The organism is Sulfurimonas sp. NW7 (genome assembly GCF_051132265.1).
Lineage (GTDB): Bacteria > Campylobacterota > Campylobacteria > Campylobacterales > Sulfurimonadaceae > Sulfurimonas > Sulfurimonas hydrogeniphila.
In genome coordinates, this window is sequence record NZ_CP093235.1 from 840,479 (window position 1) to 860,958 (window position 20,480).

At 37.5% G+C, this 20,480-nt stretch carries 22 protein-coding genes; 16 read left to right on the forward strand and 6 right to left on the reverse strand.

The genetic code is table 11. The features are described from left to right. The 5 genes from MLC35_RS04450 to murJ all read right to left on the reverse strand — a co-directional run bounded on the left by MLC35_RS04450 (position 1) and on the right by murJ (position 6,274). Positions 1-228, reverse strand: coding sequence for a DUF4492 domain-containing protein (locus MLC35_RS04450; protein WP_346388580.1), 228 nt, complete (start codon positions 226-228; stop codon positions 1-3). 81 nt (positions 229-309) lie between these two features. Further along, complete coding sequence (locus MLC35_RS04455) at positions 310-2,559, reverse strand: EAL domain-containing protein (protein ID WP_434638031.1); 2,250 nt, start codon at positions 2,557-2,559, stop codon at positions 310-312. A 6-nt stretch (positions 2,560-2,565) separates the two neighbouring features. Next, complete coding sequence (locus MLC35_RS04460) at positions 2,566-3,480, reverse strand: class I SAM-dependent methyltransferase (RefSeq protein ID WP_434638033.1); 915 nt, start codon at positions 3,478-3,480, stop codon at positions 2,566-2,568. Continuing rightward, positions 3,481-4,881, reverse strand: a complete 1,401-nt coding sequence (gene cysS / locus MLC35_RS04465; RefSeq protein WP_151900650.1) for a cysteine--tRNA ligase — start codon at positions 4,879-4,881, stop codon at positions 3,481-3,483. It abuts the gene before it with no gap. Further along, positions 4,868-6,274 carry a murein biosynthesis integral membrane protein MurJ gene (murJ, locus tag MLC35_RS04470; RefSeq protein WP_434638035.1) on the reverse strand — a complete coding sequence of 469 codons (1,407 nt, stop codon included), beginning with the start codon at positions 6,272-6,274 and terminating at the stop codon, positions 4,868-4,870. The genes cysS and murJ overlap by 14 nt, the downstream gene beginning before the upstream one ends. Positions 6,275-6,374: 100 nt before the next feature. Between murJ and MLC35_RS04475 the strand changes: the two genes are divergently transcribed. Genes MLC35_RS04475 through MLC35_RS04505 form a run of 7 tightly spaced genes read left to right on the forward strand, consistent with a single transcriptional unit; the run spans position 6,375 to position 13,889 of the window. Continuing rightward, positions 6,375-8,294 carry a flagellar assembly protein A gene (locus MLC35_RS04475; RefSeq protein WP_151900648.1) on the forward strand — a complete coding sequence of 640 codons (1,920 nt, stop codon included), beginning with the start codon at positions 6,375-6,377 and terminating at the stop codon, positions 8,292-8,294. 2 nt (positions 8,295-8,296) lie between these two features. After that, positions 8,297-8,866 (forward strand): Holliday junction branch migration protein RuvA, encoded by a 570-nt coding sequence (gene ruvA / locus MLC35_RS04480; protein ID WP_151900647.1) that lies wholly within the window; start codon positions 8,297-8,299, stop codon positions 8,864-8,866. A gap of 13 nt (positions 8,867-8,879) precedes the next feature. After that, positions 8,880-9,917, forward strand: coding sequence for a D-alanine--D-alanine ligase (locus MLC35_RS04485; RefSeq protein WP_151900646.1), 1,038 nt, complete (start codon positions 8,880-8,882; stop codon positions 9,915-9,917). Then, the gene (locus MLC35_RS04490) at positions 9,918-10,652 is read left to right on the forward strand and encodes an alpha/beta fold hydrolase (RefSeq protein WP_151900645.1); all 735 of its coding nucleotides are present in this window, start codon (positions 9,918-9,920) and stop codon (positions 10,650-10,652) included. Positions 10,653-10,665: 13 nt separating this feature from the next. Then, positions 10,666-12,111: a Mur ligase family protein gene (locus MLC35_RS04495; RefSeq protein WP_151900644.1), complete on the forward strand. Its 1,446-nt coding sequence runs from the start codon at positions 10,666-10,668 to the stop codon at positions 12,109-12,111. Positions 12,112-12,120: 9 nt separating this feature from the next. Further along, entirely contained in the window at positions 12,121-12,609 is a 489-nt protein-coding gene (locus MLC35_RS04500; protein WP_151900643.1) for a TRAP transporter small permease subunit, read from the forward strand. Further along, entirely contained in the window at positions 12,609-13,889 is a 1,281-nt protein-coding gene (locus MLC35_RS04505; RefSeq protein WP_230973241.1) for a TRAP transporter large permease, read from the forward strand. The genes MLC35_RS04500 and MLC35_RS04505 overlap by 1 nt, the downstream gene beginning before the upstream one ends. Positions 13,890-13,925: 36 nt before the next feature. On the opposite strand, the gene MLC35_RS04510 is transcribed toward MLC35_RS04505, so the two are convergent. After that, entirely contained in the window at positions 13,926-14,189 is a 264-nt protein-coding gene (locus tag MLC35_RS04510; RefSeq protein ID WP_434638038.1) for a hypothetical protein, read from the reverse strand. 117 nt (positions 14,190-14,306) lie between these two features. Between MLC35_RS04510 and MLC35_RS04515 the strand changes: the two genes are divergently transcribed. From MLC35_RS04515 to MLC35_RS04555, 9 genes are all read left to right on the forward strand, one after another. After that, positions 14,307-14,807, forward strand: a complete 501-nt coding sequence (locus MLC35_RS04515; RefSeq protein ID WP_151900641.1) for an HIT family protein — start codon at positions 14,307-14,309, stop codon at positions 14,805-14,807. A 38-nt stretch (positions 14,808-14,845) separates the two neighbouring features. Next, positions 14,846-15,058: a hypothetical protein gene (locus tag MLC35_RS04520; RefSeq protein ID WP_434638040.1), complete on the forward strand. Its 213-nt coding sequence runs from the start codon at positions 14,846-14,848 to the stop codon at positions 15,056-15,058. A gap of 17 nt (positions 15,059-15,075) precedes the next feature. Further along, complete coding sequence (locus MLC35_RS04525; RefSeq protein WP_151900639.1) at positions 15,076-15,288, forward strand: hypothetical protein; 213 nt, start codon at positions 15,076-15,078, stop codon at positions 15,286-15,288. Between the two features lie 6 nt (positions 15,289-15,294). Further along, positions 15,295-17,625: an EAL domain-containing protein gene (locus MLC35_RS04530; protein WP_434581431.1), complete on the forward strand. Its 2,331-nt coding sequence runs from the start codon at positions 15,295-15,297 to the stop codon at positions 17,623-17,625. A 7-nt stretch (positions 17,626-17,632) separates the two neighbouring features. Then, positions 17,633-17,953: a hypothetical protein gene (locus MLC35_RS04535; protein ID WP_151900637.1), complete on the forward strand. Its 321-nt coding sequence runs from the start codon at positions 17,633-17,635 to the stop codon at positions 17,951-17,953. After that, entirely contained in the window at positions 17,938-18,576 is a 639-nt protein-coding gene (locus MLC35_RS04540) for a type III pantothenate kinase (protein ID WP_434638042.1), read from the forward strand. The genes MLC35_RS04535 and MLC35_RS04540 overlap by 16 nt, the downstream gene beginning before the upstream one ends. Beyond that, complete coding sequence (gene hisG / locus MLC35_RS04545) at positions 18,570-19,193, forward strand: ATP phosphoribosyltransferase (protein WP_418641256.1); 624 nt, start codon at positions 18,570-18,572, stop codon at positions 19,191-19,193. The genes MLC35_RS04540 and hisG overlap by 7 nt, the downstream gene beginning before the upstream one ends. Continuing rightward, positions 19,186-19,875, forward strand: coding sequence for an SAM-dependent methyltransferase (locus tag MLC35_RS04550; RefSeq protein ID WP_151900635.1), 690 nt, complete (start codon positions 19,186-19,188; stop codon positions 19,873-19,875). Before hisG ends, MLC35_RS04550 begins: the two co-directional genes overlap by 8 nt. A gap of 340 nt (positions 19,876-20,215) precedes the next feature. After that, complete coding sequence (locus MLC35_RS04555) at positions 20,216-20,476, forward strand: hypothetical protein (protein WP_346388592.1); 261 nt, start codon at positions 20,216-20,218, stop codon at positions 20,474-20,476. The last annotated feature ends 4 nt before the right edge of the window (positions 20,477-20,480 follow it).

The following is a 20,480-nucleotide window of genomic DNA, read 5'->3' on the forward strand; positions in this document are numbered from 1 at the left end:
TTATTTTTCCTTTGTGAGTTGTTGCAAAATATATTGACTTCTTTGTGTATCAGTTTTGAAGTTTTCCTGCAATATATTTGGGAAGAACAGCCATTTTATAACGGCAAACATAACAAATAGTTTTACAGCTATGAGAATCCAAAGGGTTTTGCCTGTTCTCATATTTACAAAACCATCATAGTACAGATAGAAAACGGATCGAAAAAAGTTTGTGATATGTGTTTTCATGGCGGAATATTATTCCAATCAGCATTAACAATTAATAAATGTAAGTTATTAATTTTATTAACTTACATAATAATAAGTCTTTTAGAGGAGTTTTTTAAATTCTGCCAAAGGAACAGGTTTGGATATCAGATAGCCTTGATAGTAGTCACATCCGTTTTCCTTTATAAAGTGAGCATGCTCGACTGTTTCTACTCCTTCGGCTATTACTGAAAAATCAAACTGTTTTGCCACATCAATAATAATTTTGACAAGCTTTTTGTCATTTTCATTCTCAAGCATATCCCGTACAAAACTTTGATCGATTTTGAGATAGTCAAACGGCAGATTTTTCAGATAGGAGAGTGAAGAGTAGCCTGTGCCAAAATCATCCATGGAAAATGCAAATCCGTGCGCTTTGATATGGAGCATTTTGTCAATGGTCTTTTCCAGATTGTTTAGCATCACAGATTCTGTAAGTTCAAGTTTGATACAGCGAGGATGTACATTGTGTTTTTTTGCACTTGCAAGCAAAAGTTCTTCAAAATTATCCTGGGAAAACTGTTTCAAGCTGATATTTACAGCAATATTTTCAAGCGTATCTTCGAGTTCTTTATACATTGCAAAAGCGTTCTCTATCACCCAACTGCCTATGTTGATGATAAGGCTGGACTGTTCTGCATACTCTATAAAAGCATCTGGAAACAGAAGCCCTTTTGTCGGGTGATTCCATCGTATCAATGCTTCGGCAGAAACAATTTTATCTGTCTTTGTCTCTACAATAGGCTGCAGGTAGAGTTCAAACTGTTTTTCCTGTATGGCAATTTTGAGTTCATTGTGCAAAAGCAGTTGCTCCTGTATCTGTCTGCTCATTGCACTGTCATAAAAAGAGGTTTTGTTTTTTCCTCCTTTTTTTGATTCATACATGGCTATATCTGCATGTTTGAGTATAGTGGTAGTATCAAGCTCTTCGGGTGTGAGTATTTTTATGCCTATACTGAGTGATATATAGAGTGTTTCATTTTCTTTGTGTATCGGTTCTTTGAGGGTTGTATGAATTTTTTCCGATAAGTACAGAGCTGTTTCATGCATCTTTGCAAGATTTGCATCAGTTTGCGAAAGGAGAATGACAAACTCATCCCCTCCGAGTCTGGCAAAAATATCTTCTGCTCTGAGAACTTTTCTGATTCTTTGTGCAAATATCTGCAATACATAATCACCGACATCATGTCCGATAGAATCATTAATATTCTTAAAGTCATCCAGATCAATGAACAGCAGGGCACCATACTCTTTTGAGCGGTGAATTTTTTTCATAAACTGCTCTAAATAGTTGCGAAAAGAGGCTCTGTTGGTTAAACCGGTCAGAGAATCATAAAAAGCCTGGTACTCCAGTTTTTTTTGATTCTGTACCTCTGTTGTGATGTCTTCTACCATGCCCAGTCCGGAAATGATATTGCCCTGTGCATCATACATGGGAATTGCATGCAACCGTATCCACAGATCCAGGTCAGTGAGTGTTGTATGGTAAATACCCTCATAAACTGCTTTTTCATTTTTAAAAACTTTTTGCAGGGGTTCTATTATAGATTTGTCTTTGAGTGTTTTCATGTCAAGGTTGAAAAGTTTTTCCTGAGGAACCTTTATAATTTTTGCAAATGCTTTGTTCACCTGGGTCAGTACGAGGTCTTTGCTGTAGGTGAAAACACCGATAGGAAGTTCTTTGAAAATTGATTCAAAATTGTTTTTTGAAACTTCGAGTGCTTTTTTTGTTGCTAAAATTTTATATTTGCTTATTAATGTTGTTACAATATTTTTATTGTATTTTGCCGAAAAAATGGAGAGCATAACCAAAAACAAAATGATAAGATAGCTTAGTGCATTAAAAGCATTCGATTTATGTGCCAAAAGAGTGTAAACAAGCGGAAGCAGCAGGACAAACAAATAACTGATACTCAGTTTTTTGAAATAAGAGAGTGTAATGACAGCACCGGCTGAAGTTCCGGAAATAATAATTATAATAAATGTCTGATGCACATGGTCAGCAGTTGTAAATAAAAACAAAAAACCTGCACTGGTGAGCAGAGCTGAAAAAATGGTGGAAAAATTAAAAATTGTTTGTGCTTTTTGAAGGTTTGTTTTATTATGTAAAAACTGTCTTACATAGTAGCTTCTGATTATAAGAACAGTATAAAGAGAGAGCAACCAAACAGCAAGCAGAACCCTCAGTGCTGTCTCTTGCCAAAAAAGAGCGGCAACTACGGTAACTATAAAAAGCAATGAAACAGAAGAGGCATAAGAATCCAATGCCATCAGTCGCATCAGTTCATATTTGATTTGGTTCTCTTTTTTCATAATTGATTATACAGCAACTCTTGTAAAAACAAGATTTTTCAAACTTTTTTCTTCGTCATTACTTGCGAATTCAGGCAGGTTTTCCAGTCGTTTTTCAAATGTAAAACTCGGTGCGAATTTTTCTATCATCTCTATAATGAAGTTACTTTCCAACTCAGGAGAATTCAGACATGCCAAAAGTATGCAGTTCTTGCTTGCAAGCTGCGGCAGTTTTTTTATAAGTTTTTCATAATCTTTTGTCGCTTCAAAACTGCCTCTTTGAAAGCTCGGCGGGTCGATGATAATCATATCGTAAGGACCTTTTCTTTTGAGTGAAGAGAATGATTTGAGTATGTTGTATGAGAGAAAGCTCACACCTTTTGGGTCGAGATTGTTTAAAGCATGGTTTGCCATTCCTGTTTTTAGGGCACCTTTGCTCATATCGACATTGACAACACTCTTTGCACCTCCGAGCTTTGCCGCAACACTAAATGCACAGGTATAGGAAAAGAGATTTAAAATGTGTTTGCCTTTGGCATTTTCGCGTACAAAGGCACGCCCGTTCTTCATATCGGGAAAATAACCGCTGTTTTTGTTGGAGAGAAGGTTGATTTTGAGTTGCATGCCGTTTTCTGTTACATGTAAATCCTGCGGAATTTCTCCTGTAATCACTTCACTCGGTGCATCTTTAAGATATCGTCTTTGTATTACAAGTGTTGTATATCGCGTGTTACATGTAAAGGCTTTGAGCATCTCTAAAAGTTCTGTCTCATTCTTTTTTTCAAAATACAAAGCAATACTTAAAATAGTGTCAATGGAGTCTACTGTAAGATGCTTCCACTCCTCGTAAAGTCCGCCACGACCATGAAACAAGCGTTTAAACTCTTCATTACATGTAAGGGCGTTTTTCTCAAGGTGCTGTTGGAGTTCTTTGAGTGTCATTTATACTTTTTCCCAAAAAGTTCCCTGCGGGGTATCCATTAGATGAACACCAAGGCTAAGAATTTCATCTCGAATCTTGTCCGAGAGCGCGAAATCTTTCTCTTTTTTTGCGCTGTCTCTTTGTTCTATGAGGGTATTTATTTTCTCTTTTGTATTGTCATCTATGCCAAACTGAAAATACTCAAAAGGATTTTGTACACCAAAGCCCAAAATTTCTTCTATGTATGCCAAATTTGCCAGAGTCTCACGCTTGAGCAGTTTGTGTTTTCCTGCAGTGTCGAGTGTTTCGTTGGCTTTACTTATCATCTCATCAATAAGGGCCAGAGCCGTTGAGACATTCATATCATCATTAAGAGATTTTAAAAGCTCTTTTTTAAAGGGTGTTTCATCATTACACGCAGACAAACCAAAAAGACGTTTTTTCAGTCTGTAGAGTTTGTCAAGACGCTTTTTGGAAGCTTCCAGATCCTGCGTGTTAAAATTAAAATTACTGCGGTAATGTGTACTTAAGAGGTAAAACCGCAATACTTCGCCGTCATACTCTTTGAGGGCATCTTTGAGAAAAAAGCTGTTGCCCAGTGATTTGCTCATCTTTTCGCCTTCAATATTGACAAATCCGTTATGCATCCAGTAGTTGGCAAGTTCATGTTTTGTGGCACACCGTGTCTGTGCCGCTTCATTTTCATGGTGGGGAAAAAGCAGGTCAGCTCCGCCTCCGTGGATGTCTATGGCAAAAGGCGTATCTTTGTAGGCCAAATGCTTTTCTATCATGGCAGAACACTCCAGATGCCAGCCCGGACGACCTGCACCAAAAGGAGAAGAAAAGGTAACACTGTTGTCCTTGACACTTTTCCACAGGGCAAAATCGGCATGATTTTTTTTGTAGCTAGAACTCGCGACCCGCTCCTGCTTGTCTTCTTCGTTTTGGCTGCGGTGTGAAAGCGTCAGATACTCACTGTCGCTTGCCGTATCAAAATAGACATCGCCATCAGGTGTTGTGTAGGCATGTCCTTTGTCTATGAGCTTTTGTATCAAATCAACCATCGCTTCAAGGTTTTGTGTTGCTTTTGGCTCCAGTGTCGGTTTTTTTACACCGATAGCTTCCATCTCTTTGTGGTATGCCTCTGTATAAAAGTCTGTAATCTCCTGTATCTCTTTTTTCTGCTCTATCGCTTTTTTGATGATTTTGTCATCTATGTCGGTAATGTTGCGTGCATAGATGACTTCATATCCGTTTGCCTCCAAAACACGCGTAAGCAAGTCAAACACAAGCGCTGATTTTGCATGTCCGAGGTGGGCATCATCATAAACGGTAGGACCACAGACATAGAGTGTGACTTTTCCTTCTTTGAGCGGAATGAATTTTCGTTTTGTTTTTTGTACAGAATCAAATATATGCACGGAGAATTTCCTTTAAATAGAGTAGTAATGCGATAAGTACAACAGAACTTACAGCCAGATAGATGAGATTTTTTGAACGAAGTATAGCAAAAAAGTTTTTTATCCCAAAAACTTTGAGGGTAAAAAAGAGACTCACATAGCCGCCGATGGTACTTGCCAGTGCCAAACCTGCCACGCCAAAAGGGCCAATAAAAGCCAAGGCAAAAGTAATGTAGGCGACAAGAGAAACAGTCGCTATTTTTGCGGCTTTTGCCTGCATCTCTTTTGCATAGAGCCAGAGAACAAAAAGTTTTTGTATGCCAAAAGGTAAAAGTCCGAGCATATACATTTGCAGTACGGCACTTGTGTTTTGGGTATCCTGGGCGTCAAAGGCACCTCTTTGAAACAAAAGCCAGATGATTTCATGAGAAAGGATGATGCCTCCAAGAGTACTGCATGTAAGCAGAAATGCCAAAAACCAGAAAGCCTTTTGCAGATTTGCAAGCGCTTTTGCTTCATCATTGTTTTTTAAATAGCGTGCGATTCTTGGAAACAGCGCAACAGATACGGCAATGGCAAAAAGTGCCAAAGGCAGTTGAAAAATGCGGTTGGCATAGTAAAGATAGGAGATAGAACCGGTGACTAAAAACGAGGCTAAAAAAGTGTCCAAAAAAGCAGAAACCTGTGCGGTAGAGTTTCCCCAGACCGCCGGAAAGAAATTTGTGCGAAATTTTTTGGTATCCTCTTTTATATTTTTAGATTTGACTCCAAAATACTTCACGCCGCCAAGAAGCAGTTTTGCCAGTCCGAGTTTGTATATGGCCAGCAGATGGACGCCGAGTTGCAACACTCCGCCAATAATGACCCCGTAACTTAAATAGTAAACAATTTCACTTTGGCTTTTGTCCTGAGAGAGGTACAAAGCAGCAATGAGTGAAAGATTGAGCAGGGCAGTTGCAAATGCCGAGGTTGCAAAATGGTGTTTGTACTGCAGCATAGCACTCAAAAATGTAACAAAAAATATAAGCGGAAGGTACCAAAAATTGATGGCAACATAGGGAGCGGCGAGGGCAATGGTGTCCGCATCAAAACCTGTGGCGATTGCTTTTGTAAAAAGCTGCGGTATGAGATTGACAAGAAGGGTGAGTATAAGTATGACAGAAGTGAAAACAAGGAGTATATTGATGCTAAAGAGCGCCTTGTGTCTGCTTCGTGTAAACGCAGGTATAAAAACCTGACTGAAAGCACCTTCTGCAAAAATTCTGCGAAAAAGATTGGGGAGTTTAAAGGCGATGAAAAATATATCGCTGTATATGTTTGCACCAAGTGCGGATGCGGTTAAAAGGTCTCTGAAAAATCCCAATACACGGGAGATGAGAATTCCAAAACTGTTGGTGAAAATTGCTTTAAACATAGGCTTCTTTGTCGATATAATATAAGTTTTACATAATTTTAACAAATCTTTGGTTAAAATCTTTCATAAAAAAAATTAAAAAAAGTATGGTAATTTCATTATGGCATTATTTGGTTCTGATAAAAAGACTAAAACAGTAAGAAAAGTTCGTCCGACTGTCGTACGAACGCAAAATGTTGCAAAAGAGATTTTTAACATTGCAAAATCATACGATATAAAGCCGGAATTGCTGGATTTTAACATACTTGATATTCAGACTTATACGAGAATAAAAAAAGACAAAGAAGAGAGTGAATGGGAAGAAGTCACACCCGAAGCCCTGCGTGAACTCAACAATGAAGAGAGCTTTTTAAACCCTGATTTTCAGATTAAACAGACATATGAGGTGGAAATTTTTTCCAAAAGGCTGGATGAAGATGAACTCTGTAAAAATTTCAAAACAGCAGTTGGGGCCAATGCTACAAAGTGTAAAGTGTATCTGAGTATTGCAGCGGGATCAAGTGTTGAGTATTCTCCGAGATTCGAAGACAGTTTTTTGGATCTTATAAATAAGAAAAAAATACGGGCAGGAATTCTTGTGCATATTTTTGATGAGATGCTTCCTGATGTGGTCTCAAAAATCTCTGCACGAGTCAGAGTGGCGCAGCACCTTGAATTTTTGCAAAATGAAACACATTTGATAGCAGAAGGGATTGAGCCGACACCTACAACAAATGATGCTTTGATACTCTATTTTGAAAAAAATAAAGAGTTTGATGAAAATGAGAGAATTGATTATGCGTTAAGAGGGTTTATACAAAGTGTCAAAAAAGATGAAGTGCTTATAGAGTATATCAAACCAAAACCCGGAAAACCCGGGCGTAACTGTCGTGGCGAATATATAAAACCTGCCGAGCCTGTCGTCAAACATGAACCGACTTTTAAAGTTGACAGTACGATACGAGTCGTTGAAGATGAAAAATCAATAAAATATATTGCCAATGAAAATGGTTATATTGCTTTTGAAAACGATACTTATGTGATAAAAAATGACGTTGATGTAAGAGAAGTCAGTTTCAAAACGACAGGATCTATCAAAAGCGGTGTGGACTCTGATGTGGAGATGTCTGTAAAAGAGACAGATGCCGTCAAAGATGCTGTTGGAACAGGTATGACTGTTGAGGTAAGTAAAATAAAAATTGAAGGAAATGTCGGCTCCAATGCAAAAGTTATAGCAAAAGAGGCTACTGTAAACGGACAAACGCATAAAACTGCTGTTATCAAAGCAGACAACTTGGAAATAAATGTCCATAAGGGGAAAGCCTATGGGAAAAATATCCGGGTTACGAGACTCGAACATGGTGAAATTGACGGTGAGCAGGTAAAGGTTGCACAAGCTTTAGGTGGTATAATTCGAGGCCGGGAAATAGATATAGAAATTTGTACTTCTCATGTCAAAGCAATTGCAACAAAACGCATTGAAATACAAAAACTTCAGGGCAGTGAAAACATTTTTACGATTGATCCTTTGTTGCAAAAAGAAGCCAAAGAAAGCCTGGACGAGAATCAGCAAAAAATAGAAAAACTGGAGCTGCAGCTCAAAGAGTTACGAGAAGAATTAAAAAAACAGATGCATTTGCTCAAAGAAGCAACACCGGCTTTTATAGAAATTAAAAAAAGACTTTTGCATTACAAAAAAAACGGAGTGAAAATGCCTGCTTCTTTTGTAAAAAAATACAAACAGTTTCAGGTCATGCAGGAAAATGTAAAGAATTTAAAGACCGAAGTTTCAGTGACACAGGATGCGTTAAACCTTTTAACAACAAAAACTTCTTCTTTTCAAGAAAATATTTTTGATGCAAGGATTATAAACAGAGACAGGTGGATAGGGTACAACGAAATTAGATTTAAACTGGTCGACCCTCCTATGGAACTGGTTTATAAACCTATGGAAGGTTCCCGTGAACAGGTTTTTGGACTCGTTGAACTGGACGAAGGCGAATATGCCATACGTCCTATGAATGAAGAGGAAATGAAATAAATATGATAGTAGGCTTACACGGAAAAATTGAATATAAAGAACCAAAATATGTACATGTAAACGTACAGGGAATTGTATATGAGGTTTTTATCTCTTTACACACATTTTCTGCTTTGCCAAAAGAAAATGTTTCTTTGTTTGCAACACACATCATTCGCGAAGATGCACAGCTGCTTTTTGGTTTTATGGATATGGCAGAGAAAAAAATGTTTTCCCGTTTGATCAAAATCAACGGCGTCGGTCCCAAGGTTGCTATGGCAATCTGTTCTACCTATACACCTTCCCAGTTTGCTGCAATTATAAATAACAAAGACGTGAACGGTGTCAAAAAAGTACCCGGAATAGGGCCTAAAAGTGCCGGGCGAATTTTAGTGGAACTTAACGGTTTTGATGCTGAAATACTCGGTGACAATGCAACACCGCAGGCCTCACAGGCATTTAACGAAGCCAGTGAAGCACTGGAAGCTTTAGGCTTTAAAAAAGATAAAATAGCAAAGGCATTGAGCGCATGTGAGGGAGACGATACCGCTTCACTTGTAAAAGGTGCCCTTAAACAACTCCAAACAATTTAAAAGGAAATATCTATTGAAATTAACAATTTTATTTGGCGGTGCAAGTTTCGAGCATGAAATAAGCATTGTCAGTGCCATAACATTAAAAGAGAAATTAGCAGGTTTTGATTTGACATTTGTATTTTGTGACAGTGATCATACTTTTTATCTCATAGAACCTGCAAAAATGAAAGCAGTCACTTTTTCAAAAGGTGCCTATAAAAAGATGCCTCTGCTTACACTCGCACAGGGCTCTTTTGTACAAAAAAGCATGTTTTCAAAGAGTCAATACAACAGTATCGTGTTAAATTTAATTCACGGGGCGGATGGAGAAGACGGGACAATAGCCGCACTGTTTGATTTTTACTCTGTAAAATACATTGGTCCGCGTGTGGATGCCTGTACATTCTCTTATGACAAGCGTTATACAAAATATTTGTGTGAAGCCACAGGTGTCAAGTATGTAAAATATGAAGTTATTCATAAAAATGAACATTGCAATATAACGATACCGTATCCTTTTATAGTCAAACCTGCTTCTCTTGGCAGCTCAATCGGGGTAAGTGTAGTCAAAGATGAAAGTGAACTTGATTATGCACTCGATGTTGCTTTTGAATTTGATGACACACTCATTGTAGAGCCGTTTTTAGAGGGTGTCAAAGAGTATAATCTGGCAGGATATTACGCAAACGGCATGATGCATTACTCCATTGTCGAAGAACCGAAAAAAGAAGAATTTTTAGATTTTGAGAAAAAGTATATGGATTTTTCAAGAAGTGAACAGGTGCTTCAGGCGGATGTCAGTGAAGAGTTGGCACTGCGTCTGAAAACAAATTTTGAAAAAGTCTATCGTGGTTTGTTTGAAGGTGCTTTGATACGCTGTGACTTTTTTGTTTTCAATGATGAAGTACTGCTCAATGAAATCAACCCTATTCCGGGTTCTATGGCAAATTATCTTTTTGAAGATTTTGCAGCCTCTCTTGAAGAACTTGCCTCCTCTTTACCCCATTCAAAACGTCCAAAAGTGACTTATGATTATATTCACTCTATTTCTCAGGCCAAAGGCAAATAGATGGCGGTAAAGTCAATACAGTATAATCAGCATACTTTTGACATTAGTTATGAAATAGTGAATCCTCAAGCAAAGGTTGATTTGATAGTCCTGCATGGCTGGGGAAGCAATAAAAATCTGATGAAACAGACATTTTCTCCCTATATGGACACTTTTCGCCACATCTATATAGATTTGCCGGGTTTTGGTAATTCTACATGTAATGATGCTTTAACAACTGCTGATGTAGCAAGAATTGTAGAATTGCTGATGATTCATATGAATGCTTCAAAAGATATTGTAATGGGGCACTCTTTTGGCGGAAAAGTTGCTTTGTTGCTGGAGCCGAAACTGCTTGTTTTGGTTGCAAGTGCCGGTATTTATATACCAAAGCCTTTGAAAGTACAGGCAAAAATAGCACTTTTTAAGGCATTGAAAGTTTTTGGTTTATCCAAATTCCGTTCGCTCTTTGTGGCAGATGATGCCAAGCAACTCAGCGAATACATGTATCAGACTTTTAAAAATGTGGTCAATGAAGATTTTAGTGATGAATTTTCAAGATTTGAAGAAAAAGCATTGCTTTTTTGGGGTAAAGAGGACAGTGCCACCCCACTTGATTCGGGAAGAAAAATCCAAGAGCTTATCAATGATTCTGCTTTGGAAGTATATAATGGCGATCATTATTTTTTTATGAAAAATGCAGAGGATATTTCTTTAAAAATTCAAACTGCGTTTTTAGAAACAATGCAACACTAAAAGGGAGTATGCAATGCAAGAGTATGAAACACTGCTGGCCTTTGTAACCAATGTTCTTTTTGTCACACTTTTAGGCTGGTACCTTATTACAAACCTGCAGTGGTATGATTATAAAATTGAGAGAGTGATTTTCAGACATCATAAACCGCATTGGCATATTTTGTATTTTATTATTCCTTTTATCGCCTATTACACAACAGGGAAGTTTTTCATTATATTTTTTATATTTGCTTTTGTCCCGAGTATTATTATCTGGTATAAAAAGCTTGATAAAAAGCTGGTTTTTACATGGCGTGTCAAAAGATTTTTGATTCTTTTGGTTTCGCTGACATTGTTTCAGGATGTACTGTGTACGCTTAAAGAGGGCTGTGCAACATACGGTGTTTTTATGCCTTTGGCACTTGCCTATATCGGCAGTTATATAATAGAGAAGTTTCTTTTCAAAGTCTACATGAAAGAGGCGAAGAAAAAACTGCAATCTATGAAAGATTTGGAAATTGTCTGCATTACCGGCAGTTACGGCAAGACAAGCATTAAAAACTTTACAGCCAAAATTCTCTCGTATAAATTTAATGTCTATGCAACACCGAGAAGTGTAAACACTTTAGGCGGAATTGTTGCGGATATAAACAATAATCTCCCTGAAGATACACAGATATATGTATGTGAAGCAGGCGCAAGAGAGCGCGGAGATATTTATGAAATTACGACTTTTCTGGAACCGCAGAGAGTTGTGGTCGGGCGTGTGGGTGAGGCACATATAGAGTATTTTAAATCTTTGAAAAATATTATCGCTACAAAACTCGAAATTATTAAATCACCAAGGTTGGAGCAGGCATTTATTCATACCTCTGTGACAGATGAACCGCATGAAAAGGTAACTTTTTTCGGTGATGAGATAAAAAACGTACAGGCAACGCTCGAAGGTACTGATTTTGAACTTGAATCAGATGGGAGAACTTTACAACTGCATACAGATATTCTGGGTGCTTTTCAGACGATGAATATTGCCGTAGCGGTAAGAATAGCAAAAAGTTTTGGAATGAGTGATGAAGAGATAGTTGAGGCTGTCAAAAACCTCGAACCGGTTGAGCATAGACTCCAACTCATAAAAGCCGGTGGAAAAATCATTCTTGATGACGGATATAACGGAAATATTGACGGTATGCTTGAGGGTATACGTTTGTGTTCACTGCATGAGGGCAGAAAAGTCATCGTTACACCGGGACTTGTTGAAAGTACGGATGAATTGAATCTGCAGCTGATTGAAGCAATCAACAAAGTCTTTGACATAGTGATTGTTACCGGCTCCTTAAATGCAGATCTTTTTGACAGGCATTTACATGTAAAGAACAAAATAATACTCAAAGACAAAGCATCAATGGTTGACATTTTGGCCAGTCAGACAAAATCAGGCGATATCATACTCTTTGCCAATGATGCACCGAATTTTATATAGGATTTTTGTATGTTAAATGCTGTCGATAAATTTATGAAGTATATATCTTATTTGACTGCAGTGATTCTGGCATTACTGGTTGTTTTGGTTGTATTTGATGCAACAAGCCGCTATCTTTTTTCTCACGGTTCTACGGCACTGCAGGAGTTGGAGTGGCATTTTTTTGATGTGGTTATTTTACTCAGTATTGCCTTTGCTCTGCGTCATAATACCCATGTCCGTGTTGATATTTTTTATGAAAAATTTTCGCCAAAGACACAGGCCCTCATTAATATTGTCTCGGCTCTCTTTTTTGTACTCCCTCTTTCAATTTTGATTATTTATATAGGAATAGGATTTGTGGAGATGAGCTTTGTGCAGCATGAAGCCTCTTCAGATCCGGGCGGTTTGCAATACCGTTGGATTGTCAAATCTTTGATGCCGTTTGCTTTTGTTCTTTTGGTGTTGCAGGCACTCAAAGAGCTTGTAAGCGACATTGAAAAATGGAAATCACTCTAATGGCATTTGTAATGTTTGGTGTGGCGCTTGCACTTTTACTTTGGGGAATCCCTGTTGCCTTTGCCTTTGGCGGTGTGGCAATGTTTTTTGCCTTTTTCATTCCTTCTTTGGGATTTGATGTTTTTAATATACTGCCTTTTAGAATTTACGGCATTATGAGCAATACTACGCTTATGGCAGTGCCGCTTTTTATTATGATGGGACTGATTCTCGAAAAGTCAGGTATGGCGGAAAAGCTGCTGATTTCGATGAGTGCGCTTTTTAAAAGTGTTCGCGGCGGTTTGGGTGTAAGTGTTGTTCTGGTCGGCGCACTTTTGGCAGCTTCTACGGGAATAGTTTCGGCTTCTGTGGTAATGATGAGTGTCATTGCTTTGCCGTTGATGCTTGGAGCCGGGTACAATAAAAGCCTGGCATCGGGAACTATTGCCGCAAGCGGAACGCTTGGACAGATTATACCGCCTTCGATCATTCTTATAGTGCTGGGTGATGTGATGAGTGTCAGTGTCGGTGATTTGTTCAAAGGTGCGGTTTTGCCGGGACTGACACTTGTTTCACTCTATATAGCCTATATTCTCATTCGTGCTTTCATGAACAAAGAAGATGCTCCGGCACTGATGAGTGAAGAAAAAATCAGTATGTTTGCCGTACTCTCTGCTATAATCCCGCCGCTTTTGTTAATGCTGGCGGTTTTGGGTAGTATCTTTACCGGTATCGCCTCTCCGACAGAATCAGCGGCTTTTGGCGTACTCGGTGGCGTCATTTTATCGGCATACAATAAAACACTTAAGTTTGCGATGATAAAATATGCTCTGTTTGAGACGATGAAGCTCAGCGGTATGATTTTTATGATTTTAATCGGTGCGACAACTTTTAGTCTTGTTTTTAACGAACTCGGCGGAACTGATTTGATTTTGGAATTTTTCTCGCAAGACATAGGAAATGTCTGGGTATTTATAGCTGTGGCAATGCTGAGTATTTTTATACTCGGATTTTTTATAGATTTTATAGAAATAAGTTTCATTATTGTACCTATTTTAGTCCCTGTTATGGCTGCTTTTGGAATAGATCCCATCTGGTTTGGCGTGTTAATAGCCATGAATCTGCAGGCATCATTTTTAACACCGCCGTTTGGACTTTCGCTTTTCTTTTTAAAAGGGGCCGCCGGCAACAGTGTTACAACGATGGATATCTACAAAGGTATTATCCCTTTTATCGCTTTGCAGTTGTTAGGTCTGGGGCTTGTCGTGGCTTTTCCTGATCTGGTTTTTGCATTTTTGTAATGCTGTCGCCATCAGTCGGCACTAAAGTACCGATTCCTAGAGAGTCTGTATTTTTTTCGGAACCCGTACTTCACTGCGGGCTGAGAGTGGCAAGAAAGTAGCAATAGTCGGCACTGAAGTACCGATTCCGGGTGAGTCTGTGTTTTTTTTTGGAACCCGTACTTCAGTGCGGGCTGAGAGTGGCAAGAAAGTAGCAATAGTCGGCACTGAAGTACCGATTCCGGGTGAGTCTGTATTTTTTTTCGGAACCCGTACTTCAGTGCGGGCTGAGAGTGGCAAGAAAGTAGCAATAGCCGGCACTGAAGTACCGATTCCGGGTGAGTCTGTGTTTTTTTTTGGAACCCGTACTTCAGTGCGGGCTTTAGGCTGGTTTTATTACTGTTGCCATAGCGATTTATAATTTTTGAAGGAGAATGAATGGAAGATATTTTATATGCTCCCTGGCGGGATGAATATGTTACACAGGAAAAAATAAAAGGGTGTGTTTTTTGCCATATCAGTACACACCCGCAAGAGGATGCGTCTTTACATGTACTCTACAGAAATGAACACTGTTTTATGGTGATGAACAAATATCCTTATACTCCGGGGCATTTTATGATTATCCCCCATATGCATACGGACAAACTTGAAGAGCTGCCGAGTGAAGTTTGGCTGAATATGTCCAAACTTGCACAGCAGAGTGTCAAACTGCTCAAAGAAGGATTAGGTGCAAACGGCGTAAATATCGGTATGAATTTGGGCAAGGCGGCGGGTGCAGGAATAGCCGAGCATATTCATATGCATCTTGTTCCAAGATGGGAGCGAGATACGAACTTTATCACTGCTGTTGCTCATACAAGAGTCTACTCAACAGATTTTGAAAGGATTTACAAAAAAATCAAAAGTTTCATTCCAAAGTATATAGATATTAAATAAAATTTGATGTATACTAAAAGAAAAAGTAAGGATTGAAAATGTCAGATGCAGTTATACAGGAATTGGCGGAAAGAAAGGCTGAAATAGAAAAAGAGTTGGAATTACTGTTTAAAATGAATATGAAAATAACAGACTGGGATGTTCCCGAAGCGGATGATACAGAGGCGGCAGATATTATTTTAAATATTATGGAAAAAAAGATTCAAAAGCTTAGAGAAGATGTAAAAGCCGGAAAATATGAAAATTATTAATTACAAAGGAAAAAGAAATGAGCGCACATAAACACAAAGAACATTTAGAAAAAATCAAAGATGCAGTTGTCAACAGTGACAAGCTGGATGAGAGCCAAAAAAGTGACAGTGTCAAAAGAATTGAAGAGTGGATAGAAGAGGATAAAGCATTTGGAACGCTTATGGAAGAGCTTCTGAATATCAGTGAATATTTTGAAGTTTTATTTGCAGAATTAGGTTTGAGTAAATAATTTTTTATGACGCAGTTTTTAAGAATCATTGTCATAGCTGTATTGTTAATTACAGTTTTTTTGACAGGAAGCTATCTTTATGTGACCAATAAAGTAGAGACTTTAAAAAATGAAAAGTATTTTGAAGTCAGTAAAGATATGAAAAATGAACTGCAGAGTCTGATTAAAGAAAAATCTGAGGCGATTTTGCTGGTGACTTTGGCACTTTCTGCAAATCAGAATATAAAAAATGCGTTAGAACAGAAAAATCACAGCAGTCTTTATCTTGATAATTTAATTACAACTCTGCAACGCTACTCCTCTTTAAAAAATATCTGGATACAGTTTATCGCATCCGACGGGAGAAGCATTTACAGAAGCTGGAGTGACAAAAGAGGAGATGATCTCTCTCTTGTGCGACAGGATGTAAAGCAGGCTATTCATGACCCTAAAGTTATCTCCACCGTCAGTACCGGAAAATTTGATATGACTTTTAAAGCAATGGTGCCGATCTATGAAAGAGGCAAGTTCATAGGTATTGTTGAGACCATCGCAAAATTTGACTCCATAAGTGAAAAAATGAAACGCAGTGGCAATGATCTGCTGATAGTTGTTGACAAAAGTTATAAAAAGCAGTTGAGTGAAGCCTATTCAAATACTTTTGTTGAAAATTATTATATAGTCAATCCCTTTAAGAGCAACAGGCTGCTTGAAATAGTCAAAAATTCGTCAATTACAAAATACCTTGATATTCCTGAATATAGAGTAGACAAAGAGCATTCTCTTTTGATTACAACCTTCCGGTTGCCGGATTTGAATGCAAAATCCATGGGCTATTTTATCATTGCAAAAGATTTGAGACTGATTGATCTTTCAGATATTGAACAGGCTAAAAACAGTATTTTGGAAGTAACACTGCTCATTTTTTTATTGATCATTGTGCTCTTGTATTATGCTTATAATGTAAATTACAAACGCTTTATAGAAGAACAAAATGAGATACTCGAACAAAGTGTAGAGGAAAAAACCAAAGAGCTGGAACTGCAGTCAAATGTTTTGCGATTTATTGCGCATCATGACCATTTGACAGAACTGCCAAACAAAGTGTTGCTTTTAGACAGAATTGAAGAGGCTATAAAACACTACAAAGCAACCGGCGAACAGTTGAGTATATTTTTCTTAGACTTAGACAGCTTTAAAGATGTCAATGACACCTACGGACATGAAGTAGGCGATGAATTGCTGTTAGAAATTACCAAAAGGCTGCAAAAGTGTATAAAAAATGATGATACTCTGGCACGGCTTGGCGGAGATGAGTTTGCCATATTGCACAGAAATACAACTCATTTCAGTACAATAAATCTGATTGAATCTATCTTGATTCAGATGAAAAAACCGTTTAATATAAAAAATATAGAAATATATACTACATTCAGTATTGGTGTAGCCCTGTATCCTCAAGATGCCAAAAAAGCGAGCCAGCTTTTACGCAATGCTGAAACTGCCATGTATAAAGCAAAAGACAGCGGTAAGAACACTTATCAGTTTTATGAGAAAAAAATGACAGAGATGGCACTGCAGAAAATTCAACTCGATGCAGATATACGCAAAGCCTTGAAAAACAGAGAATTTGTAAGTTACTTTCAACCGAAAATAGATGCAAGAAACGGAAAAATTGTAGGATTAGAAGCATTGATTCGTTGGATACACCCGCAAAAAGGTTTGATTAATCCGAATGATTTTATCCCGTTTTGTGAAGAAACAGGCTTAATTCTCGAAATTGACAAATACATGCTGACGCATTCAATAAAACAGATACTGAAATGGCAGCAAAAGGGTCTTGAATTTGGAAAGGTTTCTGTAAATGTGTCTACTAAAAAGATAGAAAGCGGTAATTATATTGAAGAGCTTGCTTATACTGTTGAGCGTTTGCAATTTGATACAGCTCTTTTGGAACTTGAAATTCTTGAAGGTCAGATTATGAAAGATCCTCAAAAATCTATAGATATTTTAAATAAAATACAAAACTTGGGTATTTCCGTTTCTATAGATGATTTTGGCACAGGATATTCATCATTGTCCTATCTGAAAAAACTGCCGGTAAACAAAATCAAGATAGACCGTAGTTTTATTACAGATGTTCCAAAAAACAAAGATGATGTTGCAATTGTCAAAACAATTATATCTTTGGCAAAAAATTTAGGCTTGCAAATAATAGCTGAAGGTGTTGAAACTAAAGAACAACTGGACTTTTTAGTACAAGAGGGATGTTATGACATTCAAGGGTATTTTTTCTCCAAGCCGTTACCCGTAGATGAATGTGAAGCATTTATAATTGCAAAAAACAAAGGAGTATAGTATTTCTATGCAAATGATTGTAGACTCTTTGAGACACAAGGGTAAAATATTTAAAAAGATGCAGGAGATTTCTCCAAAAGATTTGGGTATAAGAAATAAGATAAAAATTTATAAGGCAACAGATATACGCGGATATTTTTGGGCAATTTTTGCTGTGAGCCAAAAGAGCAGAATATTGATGAAAGATGTTCATAAATTTGAAGAGATTTATGCAAAGTTGACACTCTACTGTGAACACAATTTTAAACATAAGATTTTGTTTATAGATGCACCCTTATGCTCAAAAGCCCAAAAAGCTTTTAAAGAAGCAGGATGGAAAATCCAATAATGCTTTTGTGTGATATAGGCAATACTTCCTATCATTTTTATGATGAAAACAGAGACTATAAAGAACATGTAAAGAGTTTTGACCCCTCCTGTGTAAAAGAAAAAGTCTATTATATTTGTGTGAACAAGGCTCTGCATGGAAACTTGCAGTCTTTGCCAAACTGGATAGATTTATCTGAATATATTGATAAAAAAAAATATTATCAGACTATGGGAATTGACAGAATTTTTGCCGTAGAGTCTGTTTCCGACGGTATTATTATTGATGCGGGGAGTGCTGTGACTGTTGATGTTGTAAAAAACGGACAATTCATGGGCGGTTTTATTTACCCGGGAATTAAAGCAATGCAAAAAACCTATGAGAATATTTCTCCTGCGCTGGCATATTCATTTAACTTTGAGTGTGACTTGGATATAATGCCAAAAAATTCACAAGATGCCATAAGTTACGGATATTTAAAAACACTCTATAGTGAAGTAATGTCCCATAACCTGCCGGTCATCTTGACAGGTGGCGATGCCTTGGAATTTAAAAAGATATTTAGAGATGCAAAAGTCGATGAAAAACTGATTTTCAACTCTATGAAAAAGATTATATTACAGAATGAGGATAGACTATGCTAACAGTTGCACTGCCAAAAGGTCGTATAGCCAAAGAAACTTTGGAAATTTTTGAAACTATTTTTGGTGACAGTTTTAAATTTGATGACAGAAAACTAATTCTTGAGACGTCGAAATTTCGTTTTTTACTTGTGCGTAATCAAGATGTGGCAACCTATGTATACCATCAGGCAGCTGATATTGGGGTTGTCGGGCTTGATACCCTGGAAGAACAGGGCCTTGATGTTGTCCGTTTGCTCGATTTGCGTCGTGGTATTTGTAAAGTGGCGATAGGCATGAGAAAGGGTGAAAAGTTTGATTTGACAAAACCTGAGCTTAAAGTAGCCTCCAAAATGGTCAACATTACAAAGCGTTACTTTGAAGAACGGGCTGTGAGTGTAGAAATTATAAAGCTTTACGGTTCTATAGAACTTGCCCCGTTAATCGGTCTTGCAGATATGATAGTAGATATTGTTGAAACGGGAACGACTATGAAACAAAACGGTTTGGAAGTTGTGCAGGACATTATGACAAGTTCGACCTATCTAATAGCAAACAAGAACAGTTATATTGCCAAAAAAGATGAAGTTTTGGATATTTACGAAAAAATTAATGAAGTTATAAAAGCAGAAAATGACTAATCTTGATCTTTATGCCAAGGCAGAACATCTTTTAGGTATAGAAGAGGCTACAGAGGCACTTTATGATTTATACCGCTCGGAACTGGATGACTATAGTGTAAAAACACTGCTGGATGTCGGATGCGGTCGTGGCGGATTTATGCAGCGAATGAGTAGCGACGGTGTTACATGTAAAGGCATTGATTTGAGTGCTGTAATGGTTGCTGAGTGTAAAGAGCAGGGATTTGACGCCGAGTGCATTGATATAAAAGAGGTTGATGGCAAATTTGATGCCATTGTAAGTATTTTTGATGTTTTAAATTTTATGGACAGAGAGAGTCTTCTTTCTTTTTTGGAATCGGTTGCGGACAAACTCAGTGATGAGGGTGTTTTTATCGCTGATATCAATACGCTTTATGGTTTCAGTGATGTGGCAGAAGGAACGATGAGCAGTGAAAATGAAGAAGAATTTTTAAATGTCGATGCCATATTTCAAAACAATGAACTGCATACAAAATTTACACTTTTTGAAAAAAAAGAAGATGGAAGTTACACAAAACAGCAAGATACAATTGTGCAGTACTTTCATAAAATACAGATATTTCAAAAACTTTCAAAACTCAAACTTGTAGAAAAACAGACTTTTTCTCTTTATGATACACAAGACAAAACACTGCTTATCTTTAAAAAAAGAACAGAGTAGCAAAGAAGGAGGAAAAGCAGAGTAACGATTCCGGAATATTTCGAAACCCTCGGACTTCAGTCTTGATGCATTAGGTTGGGAAAAAGCATATTATTTTTCTGGAACCCATCCTTTAGGGTGGGCTGAGAGTGACAAGGATGTAACAACAGTCGGCACTAAAGTACCGATTCAGGAATATTTTGGAACCCGGATTTTCTATGCTAAAGCATGACTTGTGAGAAAAACGGTGAGTTCCGGCACTGCATTCCTGATTTTGAAAAAAAATGCAAACTAAGTAGCAAAAGTTTCTCTGTCTGCATGTTATAATAGCACTATAAATAAAAAAGAAAAGGATTTACCCATGAGTAAACACAAAGCAAAAATAGAAAAAGTATTTGAGCATCCGCTTTCATCTAATATTGATTATAAAAAACTAATACATGCGTTAGAACATTATGGTGCAAAAACAGAGATGACAAAAAATCATCATGTAAAAATATTTTTAAATGACAAAGAGTATGTTATGCCTCTTCCTCATCAAGATACAAATATTTCAAAAGAGATAGTGGTAGAACTGCGTCATTTTTTAGAAAGTGCAGGGCTGACTCCAGAAAAGCTGTAATCAG